Annotated in this window: 14 protein-coding genes and 1 pseudogene; 11 read left to right on the top strand and 4 right to left on the bottom strand. The window is 73.4% G+C overall.

Annotated elements, in window-relative coordinates; translation table 11 throughout:
- Positions 1-142: 142 nt before the first annotated feature.
- On the bottom strand, positions 143-1,234 hold the full coding sequence (locus tag UK12_RS08870; RefSeq protein WP_045301494.1) for a pyridoxal-phosphate-dependent aminotransferase family protein: 1,092 nt from the start codon (positions 1,232-1,234) through the stop codon (positions 143-145).
- A 382-nt stretch (positions 1,235-1,616) separates the two neighbouring features.
- On the opposite strand from UK12_RS08870, the gene UK12_RS08865 reads away from it, so the two are divergent.
- The 6 genes from UK12_RS08865 (at position 1,617) to UK12_RS08840 (ending at position 8,249) form a co-directional block, all read left to right on the top strand.
- The gene (locus UK12_RS08865; protein ID WP_045301492.1) at positions 1,617-2,582 is read left to right on the top strand and encodes an esterase/lipase family protein; all 966 of its coding nucleotides are present in this window, start codon (positions 1,617-1,619) and stop codon (positions 2,580-2,582) included.
- Between the two features lie 99 nt (positions 2,583-2,681).
- Positions 2,682-3,773, top strand: a complete 1,092-nt coding sequence (locus UK12_RS08860) for an amidohydrolase family protein (RefSeq protein WP_045301491.1) — start codon at positions 2,682-2,684, stop codon at positions 3,771-3,773.
- Positions 3,774-3,911: 138 nt separating this feature from the next.
- The gene (locus UK12_RS08855; RefSeq protein ID WP_045301489.1) at positions 3,912-4,589 is read left to right on the top strand and encodes a uracil-DNA glycosylase; all 678 of its coding nucleotides are present in this window, start codon (positions 3,912-3,914) and stop codon (positions 4,587-4,589) included.
- Positions 4,590-4,870: 281 nt separating this feature from the next.
- On the top strand, positions 4,871-5,782 hold the full coding sequence (locus UK12_RS08850) for an SCO1860 family LAETG-anchored protein (RefSeq protein WP_045301486.1): 912 nt from the start codon (positions 4,871-4,873) through the stop codon (positions 5,780-5,782).
- A 181-nt stretch (positions 5,783-5,963) separates the two neighbouring features.
- Entirely contained in the window at positions 5,964-6,986 is a 1,023-nt protein-coding gene (gene glnII, locus UK12_RS08845; protein WP_045301484.1) for a glutamine synthetase, read from the top strand.
- Between the two features lie 129 nt (positions 6,987-7,115).
- Entirely contained in the window at positions 7,116-8,249 is a 1,134-nt protein-coding gene (locus tag UK12_RS08840; protein ID WP_045301482.1) for a M48 family metallopeptidase, read from the top strand.
- 71 nt (positions 8,250-8,320) lie between these two features.
- Here UK12_RS08840 and UK12_RS08835 read toward each other — a convergent pair whose 3' ends face one another.
- On the bottom strand, positions 8,321-9,658 hold the full coding sequence (locus tag UK12_RS08835) for a hypothetical protein (protein WP_052681727.1): 1,338 nt from the start codon (positions 9,656-9,658) through the stop codon (positions 8,321-8,323).
- A gap of 219 nt (positions 9,659-9,877) precedes the next feature.
- On the opposite strand from UK12_RS08835, the gene UK12_RS08830 reads away from it, so the two are divergent.
- A complete protein-coding gene (locus UK12_RS08830) occupies positions 9,878-10,714 on the top strand; it encodes an MOSC domain-containing protein (RefSeq protein WP_045301480.1) in 837 nt (278 codons plus the stop codon).
- Between the two features lie 55 nt (positions 10,715-10,769).
- Here UK12_RS08830 and cobC read toward each other — a convergent pair whose 3' ends face one another.
- Both cobC and UK12_RS43105 read right to left on the bottom strand, forming a co-directional pair.
- Entirely contained in the window at positions 10,770-11,864 is a 1,095-nt protein-coding gene (cobC, locus tag UK12_RS08825; RefSeq protein ID WP_045301552.1) for an Rv2231c family pyridoxal phosphate-dependent protein CobC, read from the bottom strand.
- Between the two features lie 69 nt (positions 11,865-11,933).
- Positions 11,934-12,266, bottom strand: a pseudogene (locus UK12_RS43105) (cobalamin biosynthesis protein); the annotation flags it as partial.
- A 163-nt stretch (positions 12,267-12,429) separates the two neighbouring features.
- Here UK12_RS43105 and UK12_RS08820 point away from each other — a divergent pair.
- The 4 genes from UK12_RS08820 (at position 12,430) to UK12_RS08810 (ending at position 15,881) form a co-directional block, all read left to right on the top strand.
- Entirely contained in the window at positions 12,430-13,053 is a 624-nt protein-coding gene (locus UK12_RS08820; RefSeq protein WP_197084674.1) for a hypothetical protein, read from the top strand.
- A 78-nt stretch (positions 13,054-13,131) separates the two neighbouring features.
- On the top strand, positions 13,132-13,263 hold the full coding sequence (locus tag UK12_RS44330) for a hypothetical protein (protein WP_269432001.1): 132 nt from the start codon (positions 13,132-13,134) through the stop codon (positions 13,261-13,263).
- Between the two features lie 244 nt (positions 13,264-13,507).
- A complete protein-coding gene (locus UK12_RS08815; RefSeq protein ID WP_045301479.1) occupies positions 13,508-13,969 on the top strand; it encodes a GNAT family N-acetyltransferase in 462 nt (153 codons plus the stop codon).
- Positions 13,970-14,198: 229 nt separating this feature from the next.
- Positions 14,199-15,881 carry an APC family permease gene (locus UK12_RS08810; RefSeq protein WP_082119441.1) on the top strand — a complete coding sequence of 561 codons (1,683 nt, stop codon included), beginning with the start codon at positions 14,199-14,201 and terminating at the stop codon, positions 15,879-15,881.
- Positions 15,882-15,889 lie beyond the last annotated feature (8 nt).

The raw sequence follows: 15,889 nt of genomic DNA, 5'->3' as shown, positions 1-15,889 counted from the left end.
TCCGGCAGGCGCTCTGTGGCACCTTCGGCCACGGTACCGTCGACCAGGTCACCCCGCTCGTCGGCGACGCCCGTCCGGAGCGGCTGCCGCTCCGGACGGGCGCACCCGCTGGCGCGGCGGCCCGGCAGCCCCGGCCGGCGGCTCAGAGCGCGGCGAGTGTGGCGTCCCAGGCCTCGCCCGCGGCGACGGCGGCCCGTGCGGAGTCGGTGCCGGGCAGGGCGGCGGCGAGAGCGCTGAGGACGGACCGGACGGTCTCCAGCGAGGCGGCCGTGCCGTAGTGGTTGACGCGCAGCATCCCGGCGGCGAGCGGACCGCCGCCGGGCTGGACGGGGAGGGCCGGGTCCAGGCGGCCGACGAGCTCGGCGGCGTGCAGGCCGGACGGGGTGCGCAGGGTGGTGGCGACCGGGGCGGCGTGCTCGTCCCGGTGGACGTACGGGACGAGGGTGCCCAGGGCGCGGACGCCCGCGCGGGTCGCGGCGGCGGCGGCGCGGTGCCGGGCGATGGTCGAGGCCAGCGTGTCGGCCTCGATGCGGTCCAGGCAGGCGTCGAGCGCGAGCATCTCCAACTGGGCCGGGGCGTGCGGGAGGACGGTGCGTCCGGCGTCCGTCCAGCGCTCCTTCCAGTCCAGCAGCGAGAGGTACGAGCGGCGCGGCGCGGCCGGATTGGCGGCGATCCGTTCCCAGGCGCGGTCGCTGACCGAGACGGCGGAGACCCCGGCCGGGCCGCCCATCGCCTTCTGCCCGCCGATCACGCACAGGTCCACCCCCCACGCGTCGGTGAGCAGCGGCTCGGCGGCGACCGAGGCGACGGCGTCCAGCATCAGCAGCGCACCGTGCGCCCGTACCACGGCGGCGATCTCGGCGACCGGATTGGTGTTCCCGGTGGCGGCCTCGGCGTGCACCAGCGAGACGAAGTCGACCCCGGGGTTCTCGTCGAGCGCCCGGGCGACCTGCTCGGCGGAGACGGCACTGTCGAACGGCACGGCCAGGTCCACGACCTTCGCCCCACAACTGCGCAGCCAGTTGCCGAAGGTCTGGCCGTACGGTCCGGTGACGATGTTGAGCGCGGTGCTGCCCGGGTGCGCGGCCCCCCGGATCGCCGCCTCCAGCGGAAGCAGCGCCTCGCCCTGGGTGACGATCACATCGGCCGTGGTGTGCAGCAGCGCGGCGACCCTGTCCTCGATCGCGGCGAACTGCGCGGCACTCAGCGGCGGAAGGTCGAGGAAGGGGCTCACAGGGGCTGGCCTTTCGGATGGATACGCACGGCTGGGCTCCGCCCAGTCTGCCGTATCACCTGCCCTCCCCGACCGGCGGTCGGACGTTGCGGACCGCGGCCGCGATCGGCATCGCGGCGACCGGCTGGCACGGCGATGACCGGTGCGCCCGCCTGAACTGCCGTGCGCGGCGGATGCCCGAGGCCGCGCGGGGTGCGGCACCGGGGAGCCGAGTGGGTGTCACTTTGTGCGAGGTGTCTGGGCAAGGTCTTGACGCAGCAGTAACTTACCGGCCAGTCAGCCAGTTCACGGCGTGAGCCCCCACTCGCGCCGGCTCAGGCCCGGAGCGGTCGTCGGACCGGCCGGACCGGGTCTGCACCTCCACCCCCACCCGGAGGAAGCCATGCCCGAAACCCCCACGCACTCACCCCTGCCCGGAAACCGGCGACTGCCCGGTCGCCGTCGCCTCGCGTCGCTGGCGACCGGCTGTGCCCTGCTGGTCGCGGCCCTGGCCGGCGCCGCCGGTCCGGCCGGGGCGGCGAACGCGAACACCGCGACGACGCCGCGGACCGATCCGGTGAGCGCCGCCCAGGCGCTCGCCGCACCGGGCGTGCCCGGTGCCAACAACTGGTCGTGCCGGCCGAGTCCGGCGCACCCGAGGCCGGTGGTGCTGGTCCACGGGACCTTCGCCAACGGCTCGGTGAACTGGGACACCATCGCGCCCGCGCTGGCCCAGGACGGCTACTGCGTCTTCGCCCTCACCTACGGAGCGGTGCCGAACGTCCCCGTGCTGCGGGCGATCGCGCCGGTGGCGGACTCCGCGCAGCAGCTGTCGGTCTTCGTCGACGGTGTGCTCGCGGCGACCGGCGCCGGACAGGTCGACGTGGTCGGCCACAGCCAGGGCGGGATGATGCCGCGCTACTACCTGAAGTTCGACGGCGGCGCGGCCAAGGTGCACACCCTGGTCGGGCTCGCCCCGAGCAACCACGGCACCACCCTGGACGGCCTGGCCACCCTGGCGAAGTCCTTCCCCGGCGCGCTCGACCTGGTCCGGTCGGCCTGCCCGGCCTGCGCCGACCAGGTCACCGGCTCGGACACGCTGAGCCGGCTCAACGCGGGCGGTGACACCGTGCCGGGGGTGACGTACTGGGTGATCGCGACCCGGTACGACGAGGTGGTCACGCCGTACCGGTCGCAGTTCCTGAGCGGGCCGGACGTGCACGACGTCCTGGTCCAGGACCTCTGCCCGACCAACATCCCGGACCATGTGCTGATGGCCGTCGACCCGGTCGTCCTGCACGAGGTCCGGCACGCCCTCGACCCCGCGCACGTGGCGGACGCCGACTGCTGGGCCAACCTGACCGGCTGACGGCCCCGGCCGGCCGCCCGGGGCGCCGTGTCCCGGGCGGCCGGTTCCGCCGTCGGCGGCTCCTCCCGCCGCTGGCGGGCGCGTCGGTAGAGTTCCGGCATGAGCGAAGGCGCGGTGCTGCACATCAAGGGGCGGGTGCTGGTCGGGCCCGAGGACGTCCGGGACGAACTGTGGGTCGTGGACGGCCGGGTGAGCCTCACCCGTCCGGTACGGGCGGACGACGTCCGTACGGTCTCCGGCTGGGTCATGCCGGGACTGGTGGACGCACACTGCCACGTCGGCCTGGACGCGCACGGCGCGGTGGACGAGGCCACCAGCGAGAAGCAGGCCCGCACCGACCGCGACGCCGGCACGCTGCTGATCCGCGACGCCGGTTCCGCCGCCGACACCCGCTGGATCGACGACCGCGAGGACCTGCCCCGGATCATCCGGGCCGGCCGCCACATCGCCCGTACCCGTCGCTACATCCGCAACTACGCGCACGAGATCGAGCCCGGCGACCTGGCCGCCTACGTCGTGGCCGAGGCCCGGCGCGGCGACGGCTGGGTGAAGCTGGTCGGCGACTGGATCGACCGCGAGCGCGGCGACCTGGCCGCCTGCTGGCCCGGGGACGCGCTGCGCGAGGCGATCGCCGCCGCGCACGCCGAGGGCGCCCGGGTCACCGCGCACTGCTTCGCCGCCGAGTCGCTGCCCGACCTGATCGCCGCCGGGATCGACTGCATCGAGCACGCGACCGGTCTGACCGAGGAGCTGATCCCGGTCTTCGCCGAACGGCAGGTGGCGATCGTCCCGACGCTGGTGAACATCGCGACCTTCCCCCAGCTCGCGGACGACGGAGAGGCGAAGTTCCCGGCCTGGTCCGCCCACATGCGGCGGCTGCACGAGCGCCGGTACGACACGGTCGGTGCGGCGTACGACGCGGGCGTCCCGGTCTTCGTCGGCACGGACGCGGGCGGCTCGCTGGCGCACGGGCTGGTCGCGGACGAGGTCGCCGAGCTGGTCAGGGCCGGGCTTCCGGCCGCCGCCGCGCTGTCGGCGGCGAGCTGGGGAGCGCGCGAGTGGCTGGGCCGGGACGGGCTCACCGAGGGCGCGTCGGCCGACCTGGTGGTGTACGCGCAGGACCCGCGCGCGGACGTCCGGGTACTGGCCGATCCGCAACTGGTCGTCCTGCGCGGCCGGGTCGTCGGCTGACACCCGGGGCCACCCGGGGCTGCCCCGGGCCACGGCGGCCCCGCGCCCGAGGGACGGCGAGTACGACGGCGGGTACGAAGAGGGGAGCGGGCGGGCAAGACGGAGGTCTGCGGTCCGTTGGGCCGATAGGGTGGCGGTATGGCACCGCGTCCACTGAACGAGATCGTCGAACCCGGCTGGGCCAGCGCCCTGGAGCCGGTGGCCGGGCGGGTCGCCGCCATGGGTGACTTCCTGCGCGGCGAGCTGTCCGCAGGCCGCACCTATCTCCCGGCCGGGCCGAACGTCCTGCGGGCGTTCCAGCAACCCTTCGACTCGGTACGGGTGCTGATCGTCGGCCAGGACCCGTACCCGACGCCGGGACACGCGGTCGGGCTGAGCTTCTCGGTCGCGCCGCAGGTCCGGCCGATCCCGGGCAGCCTGATCAACATCTTCCAGGAGTACGGCCGCGACCTCGGGTTCCCGCCGCCCGCCAACGGTGACCTCACCCCGTGGACGGAGCAGGGCGTGCTGCTGCTCAACCGCGCGCTGACCACCGCGCCGGGCAAGCCGGCCGCGCATCGGGGCAAGGGCTGGGAGGAGGTCACCGAGCAGGCGATCCGGGCGCTGGTGGCGCGCGGAGGCCCGCTGGTGGCGATCCTCTGGGGGCGTGACGCCCGTAATCTGCGCCCCCTGCTGGGGCAGGTGCCTGCGGTGGAGTCGGCGCACCCGAGCCCGATGTCGGCGGACCGGGGCTTCTTCGGCTCCCGCCCGTTCAGCCGGGCGAACGAGCTGCTGGCCCGTCAGGGTGCACAGCCGGTGGACTGGCGCCTGCCGTAGCAGCTGCGGCCGGAGCAACGCGTGCTGTAGCGACGCCTGCTGCAGCAACGCCCGCCCCGATAAGTTGCAGCAACCCACGCCCCGATAAGGAGTATCCGGCGTCAACCCCACTCGAAGGAGTGAACGGGCACATGGTGTTGCCCATGTGATGGACGCTCCGGAAGAGACTGACGGAAGTCGAGAGCACAAGCCCCTGCCTCCGGACCGGCGCGGTACCAGCCTGCGCGCGGGGTGACCACGGTGGCGCTCTCTCCATCCGTCACCCGTGGGGGTCATCCGCCATGCCCGTGCTCAATTCCGTTCTCCGCTCCGCCGCTGCCACCGGACTGGTGGCAGGTGCCCTCACCCTCTCCGGCGGCACCGCCCACGCCACCGGGCCGACCCCCTCGCCGGGGAAGGCGCGTGCGGTGACGGCGGAACTCGCGCTCGACGTCAGCCTGTTGAACAACACGGTGGACGTGCCGGTGGACATCGCCCTGAACAAGGTGGAGTCCCCGGCCCAGCGCGACCAGTCGCTGCTCGCGGCCAAGGTGGACGGCGTGGACCAGGGCCGGCCGGTCACCCTGGTCAAGGCGGAGGTCGGCCGGTCGACCACCACGGCCGACCGGCACGGCACCGCCGCCTCCGTCAGCCTGGTCGGCGCCGACCTCCACGCGCCCGGTCTGCTCTCCACCCTGATCGGTCTGGAGGCGCTCAGCGCCGAGGCCAGCTGCCCGGTGGACGGTCAGCCGACCGCGAAGGTCACCGCGCCCGCCCGGGTCACGGTGCTCGGCAAGTCGGTCGCGCTCGGGCTGAACGGGCCGACCCATGTGGACGTACCGGCGGTCGGCAGCGTGGACATCGAGTTCTCCCGGCGGACCACCACCTCCAGCACGGCCGCCGCCTCCGCGCTGAAGGTGGACGTGGCGGTCAACCCGCTCAACCTCAACGTGGCCAAGGTGACCGGCACCATCACGGTCGCCTCGGTCAGCTGTGAGAAGCCGGTGCCCGCCGCCGCCTCCGCCTCCGCGACCCCGGCCAAGCCGACCGCCTCGGCGGCGAGCACCACCGCGGCCGGCCGGGAACTCGCCTTCACCGGCAGCAGCGGCACCGGCCCGCTGGCGGCCACCGCGGGGGCGCTGATCGCCGTCGGAACCGGCGCGCTCTGGCTGATTTCACGCCGCCGCCGCAATACCCGTGCGCGCCGCCGCTGACTCCAGTAGCCTGCGACAACGTCAGCTCAGGCCCCGGAAACCGGCTCCGGTACCACCGGAACGTAAGCATGCCACTGCGGACGGTTGGTTCACATGGGCGTTACATAGGAGGAACAACCGGGAAACGGCAGCTTGCGACGCTACGCGGGCACCCACCACCCAAGCAGTGAGGTACCCAGCGATGGCAATCAAGGCCGAGTACATCTGGATCGACGGCACCAAGCCGACCGCCAAGCTCCGCTCCAAGACTCGTGTTCTGGCCAACGCTGACAAGATCCCCACCTGGGGCTTCGACGGCTCCTCCACCAACCAGGCCGAGGGCCACGCCTCGGACCGCGTGCTGGCGCCGGTCGCCACCTTCCCGGACCCGATCCGCGGCGGCGACAACATCCTGGTCCTGTGCGAGGTCAACGAGACCGACGGCACCCCGCACGAGTCCAACACCCGTGCGCTGCTGCGTCCGATCGCCGAGCAGTACGCCGCGCAGGAGTCGATCTTCGGTATCGAGCAGGAGTACACCTTCTTCAAGGGCTCCCGTCCGCTCGGCTTCCCCGAGGGCGGCTTCCCGGCCCCGCAGGGCGGTTACTACTGCGGTGTCGGCGCCGAGGAGGTCTTCGGCCGCGAGATCGTCGAGCTGCACCTGGACCGCTGCATCGCGGCCGGCCTGGCCATCTGCGGCATCAATGCCGAGGTCATGCCCGGCCAGTGGGAGTTCCAGATCGGCCCGGTCGACGCGGTGACCGTCTCCGACCACATGTGGGTCGCCCGCTACCTGCTCTACCGCACCGCCGAGGAGTTCGGCATCGACGCCACCCTGGACGCCAAGCCGGTCCGCGGTGACTGGAACGGCGCCGGTGCGCACACCAACTTCTCCACCAAGGCCATGCGCGAGGGCTACGACGCGATCATCACCGCCTGCGAGTCGCTCGGCGCCTCCCAGGAGAAGGTGCTGGAGCACGTCACCCAGTACGGTGCCGAGATCGAGACCCGCCTCACCGGCAAGCACGAGACCGCCCCGTGGAACGTCTACAGCTACGGCGTCTCCGACCGCGGTGCCTCGGTCCGCATCCCGTGGCAGGTCGAGGTGGAGCAGAAGGGCTACATCGAGGACCGTCGCCCGAACGCCAACGTCGACCCGTACGTGGTGACCCGCCTGCTGGTCAACACCTGCTGCGCCGCCCTGGAGAAGGCCGGCCAGGTCTGATCCCGGCCGGGACCGAACCCATGGTGCCCGCCGGACGCCCCTGTTGAGGGAGGCGCCCGGCGGGCACCGCCCGTTCCGGGGCCGGCCGGGATCCGCAGTCCCGCGCCGCTGACGCATACGCTTGCCGGCATGGACGACTTCACCCCGGCACAGATGGCCCGAGGCCGGGCGCTGCGCCGCGCCCAGCTGCCGTGGGCCCTCGGCGGCCGGATCGCCGGGCTGCTCTGCACGCTCGCCCTCGGTCTCACCCCCGCCGGGGCCGGGCTGGTCACGGCGGTGGGCGGACTGTTCGGCGGCTCGCGCACGGCGCAGGTGCTGGCCGGTACGGCCGTCCTGCTGCTGATCGGCCAGGTGCTGCAACTCCCGTTCGGCGCGCGGGTCCGGATCGTCCGCCGCCGCTACGGCCTGGTCACCCAGGGCTGGCGCGGCTGGGCCGTGGACGTCCTGCGCGGCCTGGCGCTCGGCCTGCTGATCGCCCTCCCGGTGGTGTACGGGCTGTACGCGCTCACCGGGCGCTCCCCGCACGGCTGGTGGCTGCCCGCAGCGGGCTTCGCCGCGCTGCTCACCGTCGCCCTCTCCTTCCTCCACCCGCTCCTGATCGAGCCGGTGTTCAACCGCTTCACCCCGCTGCCCGCCGGTGAACTGCGCACCGCGCTCCTGGACCTGGCGCAGCGGGACGGGATCCGGGTGCGCGACGTGCTGGTCGCCGACGCCTCGCGCCGGACCACCGCCCTCAACGCGTACGTCTCCGGCTTCGGCGCCACCCGCCGGATCGTCGCCTACGACACCCTGCTCTCCACCGCCGAACCGCGTGAGGTGGAACTGGTGGTGGCCCACGAGTTGGGGCACGTCCAGCACCGGGACGTCCTGGTCGGGACCGTCCTCGGCGCGGTCGGCGCCGCCGTGGCCGTCTGCCTGCTGGGGCTGCTCGCCGACTGGTCGGTGCTGCTCTCGGCGGCCGGTGCCACGGACGCCGCCGACCCCCGGTCGCTGCCGCTGCTGGCCGCCTGCGCCGCGCTGATCGGCGCCGCCACCGGACCGCTCCAGTGTGCGGTGAGCCGCCGCATCGAGGTGCGGGCCGATCTGCACGCCCTCGAACTCACCGAGGACCCCGAGCAGTTCATCGCCATGCAGCGCCGCCTCGCGGTCACCAACATCTCCGACGTGGACCCGCCCCGGCTGCTGGAGCTCCTCTTCGCCACCCACCCCAGCGCGACTCGCCGGATCGCCGCCGCCCGCGCCTGGCGCCCGGCCCGCGGGTAACCGCCGGAGCGCACCGCGGCCGCTCCGGGGGCGGGTCGCCCGGAGCGGCCGCGGTGCGCGTGCCGTCGGCGTCAGCCGACGATCCGCTCCAGGATCCACTGGACCAGCGTCTCGGTCACCTGGCTGTGCTCGGTGTTCCGGGAGTCGCACCGGAACTCGTCCAGCATGCTCTTCTCGATGGGCAGTTCGTCGATGTTCTCGTACGGGTCGACGTCCCACTTGACCGGGTCGTAGTCCAGCGCGACCGCGCTCACCGTGGGGACGAAGCACCCGCTGCGGTAGTTGGCCGGGATCTTGGCCTTGAGCGCGTCCGCGACCAGGCCGAAGGAGTCGAGGGCGCCGCCGGGCGCGCCGTCGAGGGCGGGGACGTACGAGGTGTTGCCCCGCCGCACCTGGCCCATGAACTTCATCTCGCCGATCGGCTGCTGCTCGTCGGAGGCGGGCTGGAACCGGGCCTGGGCGGCGGCGACCAGCGGTACCTTCCAGTCGAACACCACCTCCCCGGGCGGCAGCTGGCGGCCGATCCCGTCGCCGGTGCCGTTGGCCACACCCAGCTTGCGGGGCCGGGCCGGGAACTGGCCGTACTTCTTCAGCTCCGACAGGAACTCCTGGCGCAGCTTGCTGACGGTCGCGACCGGGCCGGAGTACTTCGCGTTCTCCACCCAGGCCCACAGCAGCTGCTGCGCGGCAGGGCTCCTGATCAGGTCGGCCTGCTTGGGCCCCGGCTTGCCGGTCGGGACGTCCTCGAAGAAGTACGCCATCTGCTGGAGCACCAGCGGGATCCACGCCCCGTTGTGCGGGGAGTCCCAGGAGAGGTAGGTCGCGGTCTGGTGGTCGACCTTGTGGTGCTCCATCTCGGCGAGGGCGTAGCGGGTGATGATGCCGCCCATGCTCACCCCGCCGACGATCAGCGGCTCGCCGCCCCGCCGGTCGTCGATGGCCTGGTGGATGGCGCTGATCACCACGCCGGCGTTGGCCTGGAGGTAGGTGTGCCGCTGCTCGAAGCCGACCAGGATGACGTCGATGCCCGCATCGAGCAACTGGTCCAGGAATCCCTTCCTGCCCTTCGCGTAGGGCGCGTTGAAGTGGGCCCACAGGGCCGTCAGGTCGCTGGGGCCGTAGTTGAACCCGTCCGCGAAGATGAACGGCTTCACCAGCGTGCTCTTGTGGCCCTTGCCGTAGTACACGGCCGCCTTGCCCTGCGCCACCTCGCCCCGGTACGGCCGGGAGGACTCCAGCTGCCACTCCGCGTCCGGCTGCCGGTCGTCGGTGCGCCCCGTGCCCGACGGGGTGGCGAACCACGCTCCCGGCCTCAGCGCCGTGGCGAATGTCTTCACCTGCTCGGCCGAGGGCTCCGCTTCGCCCTTCTTCGCCGTCAACTCGACGTCGATCCTGGCTTCCTGTGCCATGAATACCGCCTCTGCTCGGGTGCTTCTCATGGACCTGCCGTTGCGATGCGCACCGGGTCCGGGTGCGGGCGGGAAATGCGCGGGAGTTGCCGCAAATCCGGCAGCGCCGGAGCAGTGTTCCCACCTCCACCCGGTGATTGACTGTAACAGTGCGATTACCCAGAGTGCCGTAGGCGGCGTGCGAAGCAGGAGTCTGTCGCGCTCTGACAGGGTGTCGGCATGGTGACGATCGGGGTGGTGGAGGCGCTGCGGCGCTATCCGGTGAAGTCCATGCTCGGGGAGGGGCTTTCCGAGTGTGAGGTGGGGGAGCGGGGGGTGGCGGGGGATCGGGTGCTGGCGCTGCTCGACCGGGAGACCGGGCAGGTGGCGAGCGCCAAGAACCCGCGCTGGTGGCGGGAGTTGCTCGGCTTCCGGGCAGCCGGCGCCGAGGCGGGCGCATGGATCACCTGCCCCGACGGCAAGCCGCTCTGGAGCGGTGACGCCGACATCGACGAGGCCGTCTCCGGACGGCTCGGCCGCCGGGTCTCGCTGATCGACACCCCGCCGGCCGGGGCGACACTGCGCCGTTCCGTCCCCGAGGAGGTGCTGAGCAGCGGTGTCGAGGCGGATGTCCGCTATACCGAGAGCGAGTTCGGCAGGGCCGCGCCCGCCGGGACGTTCTTCGACTTCGCGCCGCTGCACCTGCTGGCCACCACCACCCTCGCCGGGATCGCGAGGCTCGGCGGTCCGGGCGAGGGCGAGGCGGAGCGCTACCGGCCGAACCTGGTGATCCGTACCGAGGAGGGCGGACCGTTCGCGGAGAACGCCTGGGTGGGACGTGAGCTGCTGGTCGGCGCGGATCTGCGGCTGCGGATCGTCGTGCCGACGCCGCGCTGCGTCGTGCCGACCCTCGCCCACGGTGAACTGCCCGGCAACACCGAGGCGTTGCGCGTTCCGGCCCGGTACAACCGGGTGGAGCCGCTGCCGGGTCTGGGCCTGCTGCCGTGTGTCGGGGCGTATGCGCAGGTGCTGCGGCCGGGCCGGGTGCGCCGCTCGGACCCCGTCAGCCTGGTATGACCGACGGCGGTGTCCACGCGGGAGACCGCACCGGCCCGTGGCCGAGGCGGGCGGATCAGCTGTGGACGGCCTCGGCGAGCGCGGCGAGGAAGCGGTCGGTGGTGGCCTCGTCCCGGACCGCGATCCGCAGCCAGTCTGCTCCGAGACCCGGGAAGGTGTCCCCGCGTCGTACCGCGAACCCGGCCGCGCGAAGCCGCTCGCGGACGGCCGCCGCACCGGGCAGTTCGATCAGGACGAAGGACGCGGCCGGCTCCCCGTGCACCCGGACACCGGTGACGGCGGCCAGGCCCTTGAGCAGGTGAGCCCGCTGCCCGGCGATGGCGTGCGCGGCCTGCTCCGCCTCGGCGAGCGCGGCGGGGGCGCTGCACGCCTCGGCGGCGACCAGGGCGGGGGTGGAGACCGGCCAGAGCGGTTGGGCTGCGGCGAGCCGGGCGATCAGCCCGGCGGGGCCGAGCACGTAGCCGATCCGCAGCCCGGCCAGGCCCCAGGTCTTGGTCAGGCTGCGCAGCACCACCACCCGGCCGGGCAGTGCGCGGTACTCGGGCCCGGCCAGGGACTCCCGTTCGCCCGGGACGGCGTCCATGAACGCCTCGTCGACGACCAGTGTCCGCCCGGGGCGGGCGAGCGCGGCCACCTCGGCGGCCGGGTGGAGCACGGACGTCGGGTTGGTCGGGTTCCCGAGGACGACCAGGTCGGCCTCCTCGGGCACCGCGCCCGGCGTGAGCCGGAACCCCTCGGCGGGCGGGAGGGCCACCCGGTGGACGGTGATCCCGGCGTCGCGCAGGGCCGCCTCCGGCTCGGTGAACTGCGGATGCACGACCACGGCATGGCGCGGCGCCAGCGTGCGGGCGAGCAGGACGAAGGCCTCGGCGGCGCCGGAGGTCAGCAGCACCTCGTCCACCGGCCGGTCGTGCCGCGCGGCGACGGCCCGCCGGGCGGCGGTCTGCTCGGGGTAGGCGGCGAGGTCGGCCAGGGTCGCGGCGAGGCGCTCGCGGAGCCAGGCCGGCGGCGTGCCGGTGCGGACGTTGACGGCGAGGTCGACCAGTCCGGCGGCACGTACCTCGGCGTCGCCGTGGTGGCGCAGGTCGGGCTCGTCCGTCGTGCGGGGGCCGGGCTCGCCCGTTGTGCGGAGGTCGGGCTCGGTGGTCACGTCGGGGGCTCCAGGGTGAAGGGGGAGTGGGGCGGCCGGCCGGGAGGACCGCCGGGTGATCGCCACGGTGGCCCGGGCGGACTTGCGCTTGGGGACGAGCAGTTCGCCGCCGGGCGCGGAGAGCAGGGCGGACGCCTCCGCGACGCTGGGCGTCCCGGCCACGGCCAGGACCGAGCCGGACGGATGCGGAACGGGCACGGCCGCCAGCGCCTCGGCACGGTGGCCGACCAGCGGTACGCCGAGCTCCCGCGCCGCTGCCCGCAGGCCGGGCTCCCCGGCCTTGCCCAGGACGGTGGCCAGCTGAGCGATCCGGTGGCGGCCGAGTCCGATGGCGGCCAGGGCGGCGTCGATCAGCCCGAGCACCTCGGCACCCGGCACACCCCGGCTCGCCCCGACTCCCACCACGAGGTCCCGCACCGGCACACCCCCCTCGATCACGTCCGCCCCACCGTTCTCCCGCCGCACTCACCGGCCCGTCGGCCCACCGGCCCCGAAATCCCACCACGGGCCCGATGAGCAGGTCAATCGCCGAGCCGGGAGCCGTCCGGCAGGCGGCCGGGCGGAGGTGGACGGATGTCCCCACCCGCGCCCGGGTCTCGCCCTCCGGCCACCTGGTCGCCTGGACGGTCTCCGTCCGCGGCGACTCCTACGCGGGCACCGGCTTCTCCACCCGCACCACGATCGTGGACACCCGCAGCTGGGCGGTCCAGGAGAACCTGGAGACCTTCGCGATCACCAGGGACGGCCACCCCTACCAGTCCCACGACACCGACGTCTGGGGTGTCACTTCGCCGACGACAACCGCTTCTACGCCACCCTGGCCACCGGCGGGCACACCTACCTCGTCCAGGGCGACGTCACCGCACACACCCTCACCACGCTGCACCAGAACGTCGAGTGCCCCTCCCCCTCACCGGACGGCACCCGGACCGCCTACAAGAAGCGCGTCCCCGGTGCCTCCGCCGACTCGCCGTGGCGGCTGTACGTGCTCGACCTGCGGACCATGACCGAGACGGCCACCGCAGAGCAGCGCAACATCGACGACCAGGCGCTCTGGTCGGACGACTCGACCCTGCTCTACGCCATGCCCGGCGACTACGGCGCCGACCTGTGGACCGTCCCGGCCGACGGCACCGGCACCCCGCAGCGCTCGGTCGCCGCCGCCGTCGCCCCGGCCTACCTGGGCTGACCCGAGCCCGGGGGTGCGAGACCCGCCGAGATCGCCGGGGCGCACACCGCCGTGACCGTCGGTCCCGATCCGACATCGGTGCGCGCTTTCGGACCGGACCTGACCGACCCGGCGGCCTGGGAGCCGGTCTACCACGCAGGTCTCCGCCAGGCCGGTGACCTCGGTGGGCGGCTCCGCCCGGTCTGGGGTGCGGACGCCGACCCGGAGTGATCGCGGCGGTCCTGCGGACGGGAACCGTGCGGTCCCGGCCGGCGGAAGCCGGGCACCCGGGGGTGCGGGGCCCTGCTTGATCGACTGCGTGCGCGCGGCGGAAGGTGCGGCGCCGTCACCTCCGGTCCCGCGCAGTCCCCTCCGGTCCCGCGCAGTCCCCCGTGCCCCCGGAAGTGTCCGGACCCACCGGTGGAGCCGCTAAATCACGGGCCGCCGGGGCGCGCGGACTGCCATACTCCGCGCCATGACTAATGATCAAGAAACCGGCCCGGTCCTGGTCGTGGGTGAACGGGACTCCGAGCTCAACGAGCGGCTGATCGAGGAGCTCACCGCCTTCAACACCGCGGCCACGGGCGCCGACGACCGCGGCACGCTGTCGGTCAAGGTCACCGACGAGACGGGCGAACTGGTCGGCGGGCTGGCCGGGTGGACCTGGGGCGGGCTGTGCGGCATCGAGCTGGTGTGGGTGCGCGAGGACAGCCGCAAGGACGGCTGGGGCAGCAGGCTCCTGGGAGCCGCCGAGGCGGAGGCGCGGCGGCGCGGCTGCGATCGGATGGTCGTCTCCTCGTTCACCTTCCAGGCGCCCGGGTTCTACCAGCGCCACGGCTACGTCGAGACCGGCCGGACCCTGGGCATCCCCGGCGGCCACGAGGACGTGCACCTGTTCAAGTCGCTGACCGAACAGGCCTCCTCGGGCCGGGCCTGACCGACGGCCGATCCTCGGGCCGGCGGTGACGCATACCATCCGACAACTCGGCCGAGGGGCGGCTGTGCCCGTGCGTGTCAGGGCCGCCCGGCCGACTCCGCGCCGGATCTGCGGCACCGTCGGCGTCAGCACCCCGCCGCGGGCGGCACCGCCGAAGCACCGCTACCGCGGCACCACCGCCCGAGCGGCCGGATCCCGCGTGCCGGTCGAGTCCCGAGAGGCCGAACGCATGGCATCGACCGATCAGATCACCCCGTCCGGCGCGCAGGGGAACGGCAGACTGCGCCGCGAGGTGGGGATGATCGGGCTGCTGTGGGCCTCGGTCGGCGCGATCATCGGCTCGGGCTGGCTGTTCGGGGCGAAGAACGCCGTGGTGACCGCCGGGCCGGCCGCCGTGCTCTCCTGGGGGATCGGCGCGGTGGCCGTGGTGCTGCTCGCGCTGGTGCACGCCGAACTCGGCGGGCTGTTCCCGGTCGCGGGCGGCACCGCCCGCTACCCGCACTACGTCTTCGGCGGGTTCGCCGGGATGTCCTTCGGCTGGTTCTCCTGGCTGCAGGCCGCGACGATCGCGCCGATCGAGGTCCAGGCCATGATCAACTACGCCGGGCACTGGTCCTGGGCGCGCGGCTTCCTGCACGCCGACCACACCCTCACCAGTTCGGGCTTCGCGGTGGCGGCTGGCCTGCTGGCGGTCTTCGTGGTGGTCAACTTCCTCGGCGTGAAGATCCTCGCCCACACCAACAGCGCTGCCACCTGGTGGAAGGTGGCGATTCCGCTGCTCACCATCCTGGTGCTGGCGCTGACGGAGTTCCACGGCGGCAACTTCACCGCACACGGCTTCGCGCCGTACGGGGCCAAGGGCGTGCTGGCGGCGATCAGCACCAGCGGGGTGATCTTCGCGCTGCTCGGCTTCGAGCAGGCGATCCAGTGGGCCGGTGAGAGCCTGAACCCCCGGCGGGACATCCCGCGCGCCGTCCTGGGGTCGGTCACCCTCGGGACCTTCGTCTACGTCGTGCTCCAGGTCGTCTTCATCACCTCGCTGCCGCCCAGGACCTTCGCCGGCGGCTGGGCCGCGCTCGACTACCCGGGCCTCGCGGGGCCGTTCGCCGGTCTGGCCACCCTGCTCGGCCTCGGCTGGCTGGCCAGTCTGCTCTACGCCGACGCGATCATCTCCCCGGGCGGCACCGGCCTGATCTACATCACCTCCAGCTCCCGGATCTCGTACGGGCTGAGCCGCAACGGCTACGCCCCTCGGGCGCTCCAGTGGACGGACCGGCGCTCGGTCCCGTGGGTCGGCCTGATCGTCGCCTACGTGGCGGGTGTGCTGTGCTTCCTGCCGTTCCCGAGCTGGCAGCGGCTGGTCAGCTTCATCACCTCGGCGGTGGTGCTGATGTACGCGGGTGCGCCGCTGGTTTTCGGGGTGCTGCGCAGGCGCCTGCCGGGCCTTGAGCGCCCGTACCGCCTGCCGGCCGGATCGGTCGTCGCGCCGGTCTCCTTCGCGGTCGCCGGCCTGGTCATCTACTGGGCCGGCTGGGACACCCTGTGGCGCCTGGGCGCGGCGATCCTGATCGGCTACCTCCTGATGGGCTCGTACGCCGCCCGCGCCAACGCCAAGGGCCTGCCGGGCGCCCCCCGGATGGACTTCAGGGCGGGCCGGTGGCTGCCGGTCTACCTCATCGGGATGGGCCTGATCTCCTGGCAGGGCACCTTCGGGGCGGGCGCTGCGGGCAACCTGCCGCTGTGGTGGGACATCGTGGCGGTCGTGCTCTTCTCGCTGGCCGTCTACTACTGGGCGCTGCGGGCGGCGCTGTCCGCCGAGGAGATCGAGCGGAACATCCACGGCACCGCGTCGGCCGAGGAGATCGAGCGGAACATCCACGGCACCGCGCCGGCCGAGGAGAACGAACACTGACCCCGGCC

This window comes from Saccharothrix sp. ST-888 (genome assembly GCF_000955975.1).
GTDB lineage: Bacteria > Actinomycetota > Actinomycetes > Streptomycetales > Streptomycetaceae > Kitasatospora.
This window is presented reverse-complemented; position numbering and strand designations above follow the sequence as displayed.

Coding starts and splice junctions, on each gene's coding strand:
- UK12_RS08865 (WP_045301492.1), top strand. CDS start 1,617: ATGCCCGAAACCCCCACGCACTCACCCCTGCCCGGAAACCGGCGACTG.
- UK12_RS08860 (WP_045301491.1), top strand. CDS start 2,682: ATGAGCGAAGGCGCGGTGCTGCACATCAAGGGGCGGGTGCTGGTCGGG.
- UK12_RS08855 (WP_045301489.1), top strand. CDS start 3,912: ATGGCACCGCGTCCACTGAACGAGATCGTCGAACCCGGCTGGGCCAGC.
- UK12_RS08850 (WP_045301486.1), top strand. CDS start 4,871: ATGCCCGTGCTCAATTCCGTTCTCCGCTCCGCCGCTGCCACCGGACTG.
- glnII (WP_045301484.1), top strand. CDS start 5,964: ATGGCAATCAAGGCCGAGTACATCTGGATCGACGGCACCAAGCCGACC.
- UK12_RS08840 (WP_045301482.1), top strand. CDS start 7,116: ATGGACGACTTCACCCCGGCACAGATGGCCCGAGGCCGGGCGCTGCGC.
- UK12_RS08835 (WP_052681727.1), bottom strand. CDS start 9,658: ATGGCACAGGAAGCCAGGATCGACGTCGAGTTGACGGCGAAGAAGGGC.
- UK12_RS08830 (WP_045301480.1), top strand. CDS start 9,878: ATGGTGACGATCGGGGTGGTGGAGGCGCTGCGGCGCTATCCGGTGAAG.
- UK12_RS08815 (WP_045301479.1), top strand. CDS start 13,508: ATGACTAATGATCAAGAAACCGGCCCGGTCCTGGTCGTGGGTGAACGG.
- UK12_RS08810 (WP_082119441.1), top strand. CDS start 14,199: ATGGCATCGACCGATCAGATCACCCCGTCCGGCGCGCAGGGGAACGGC.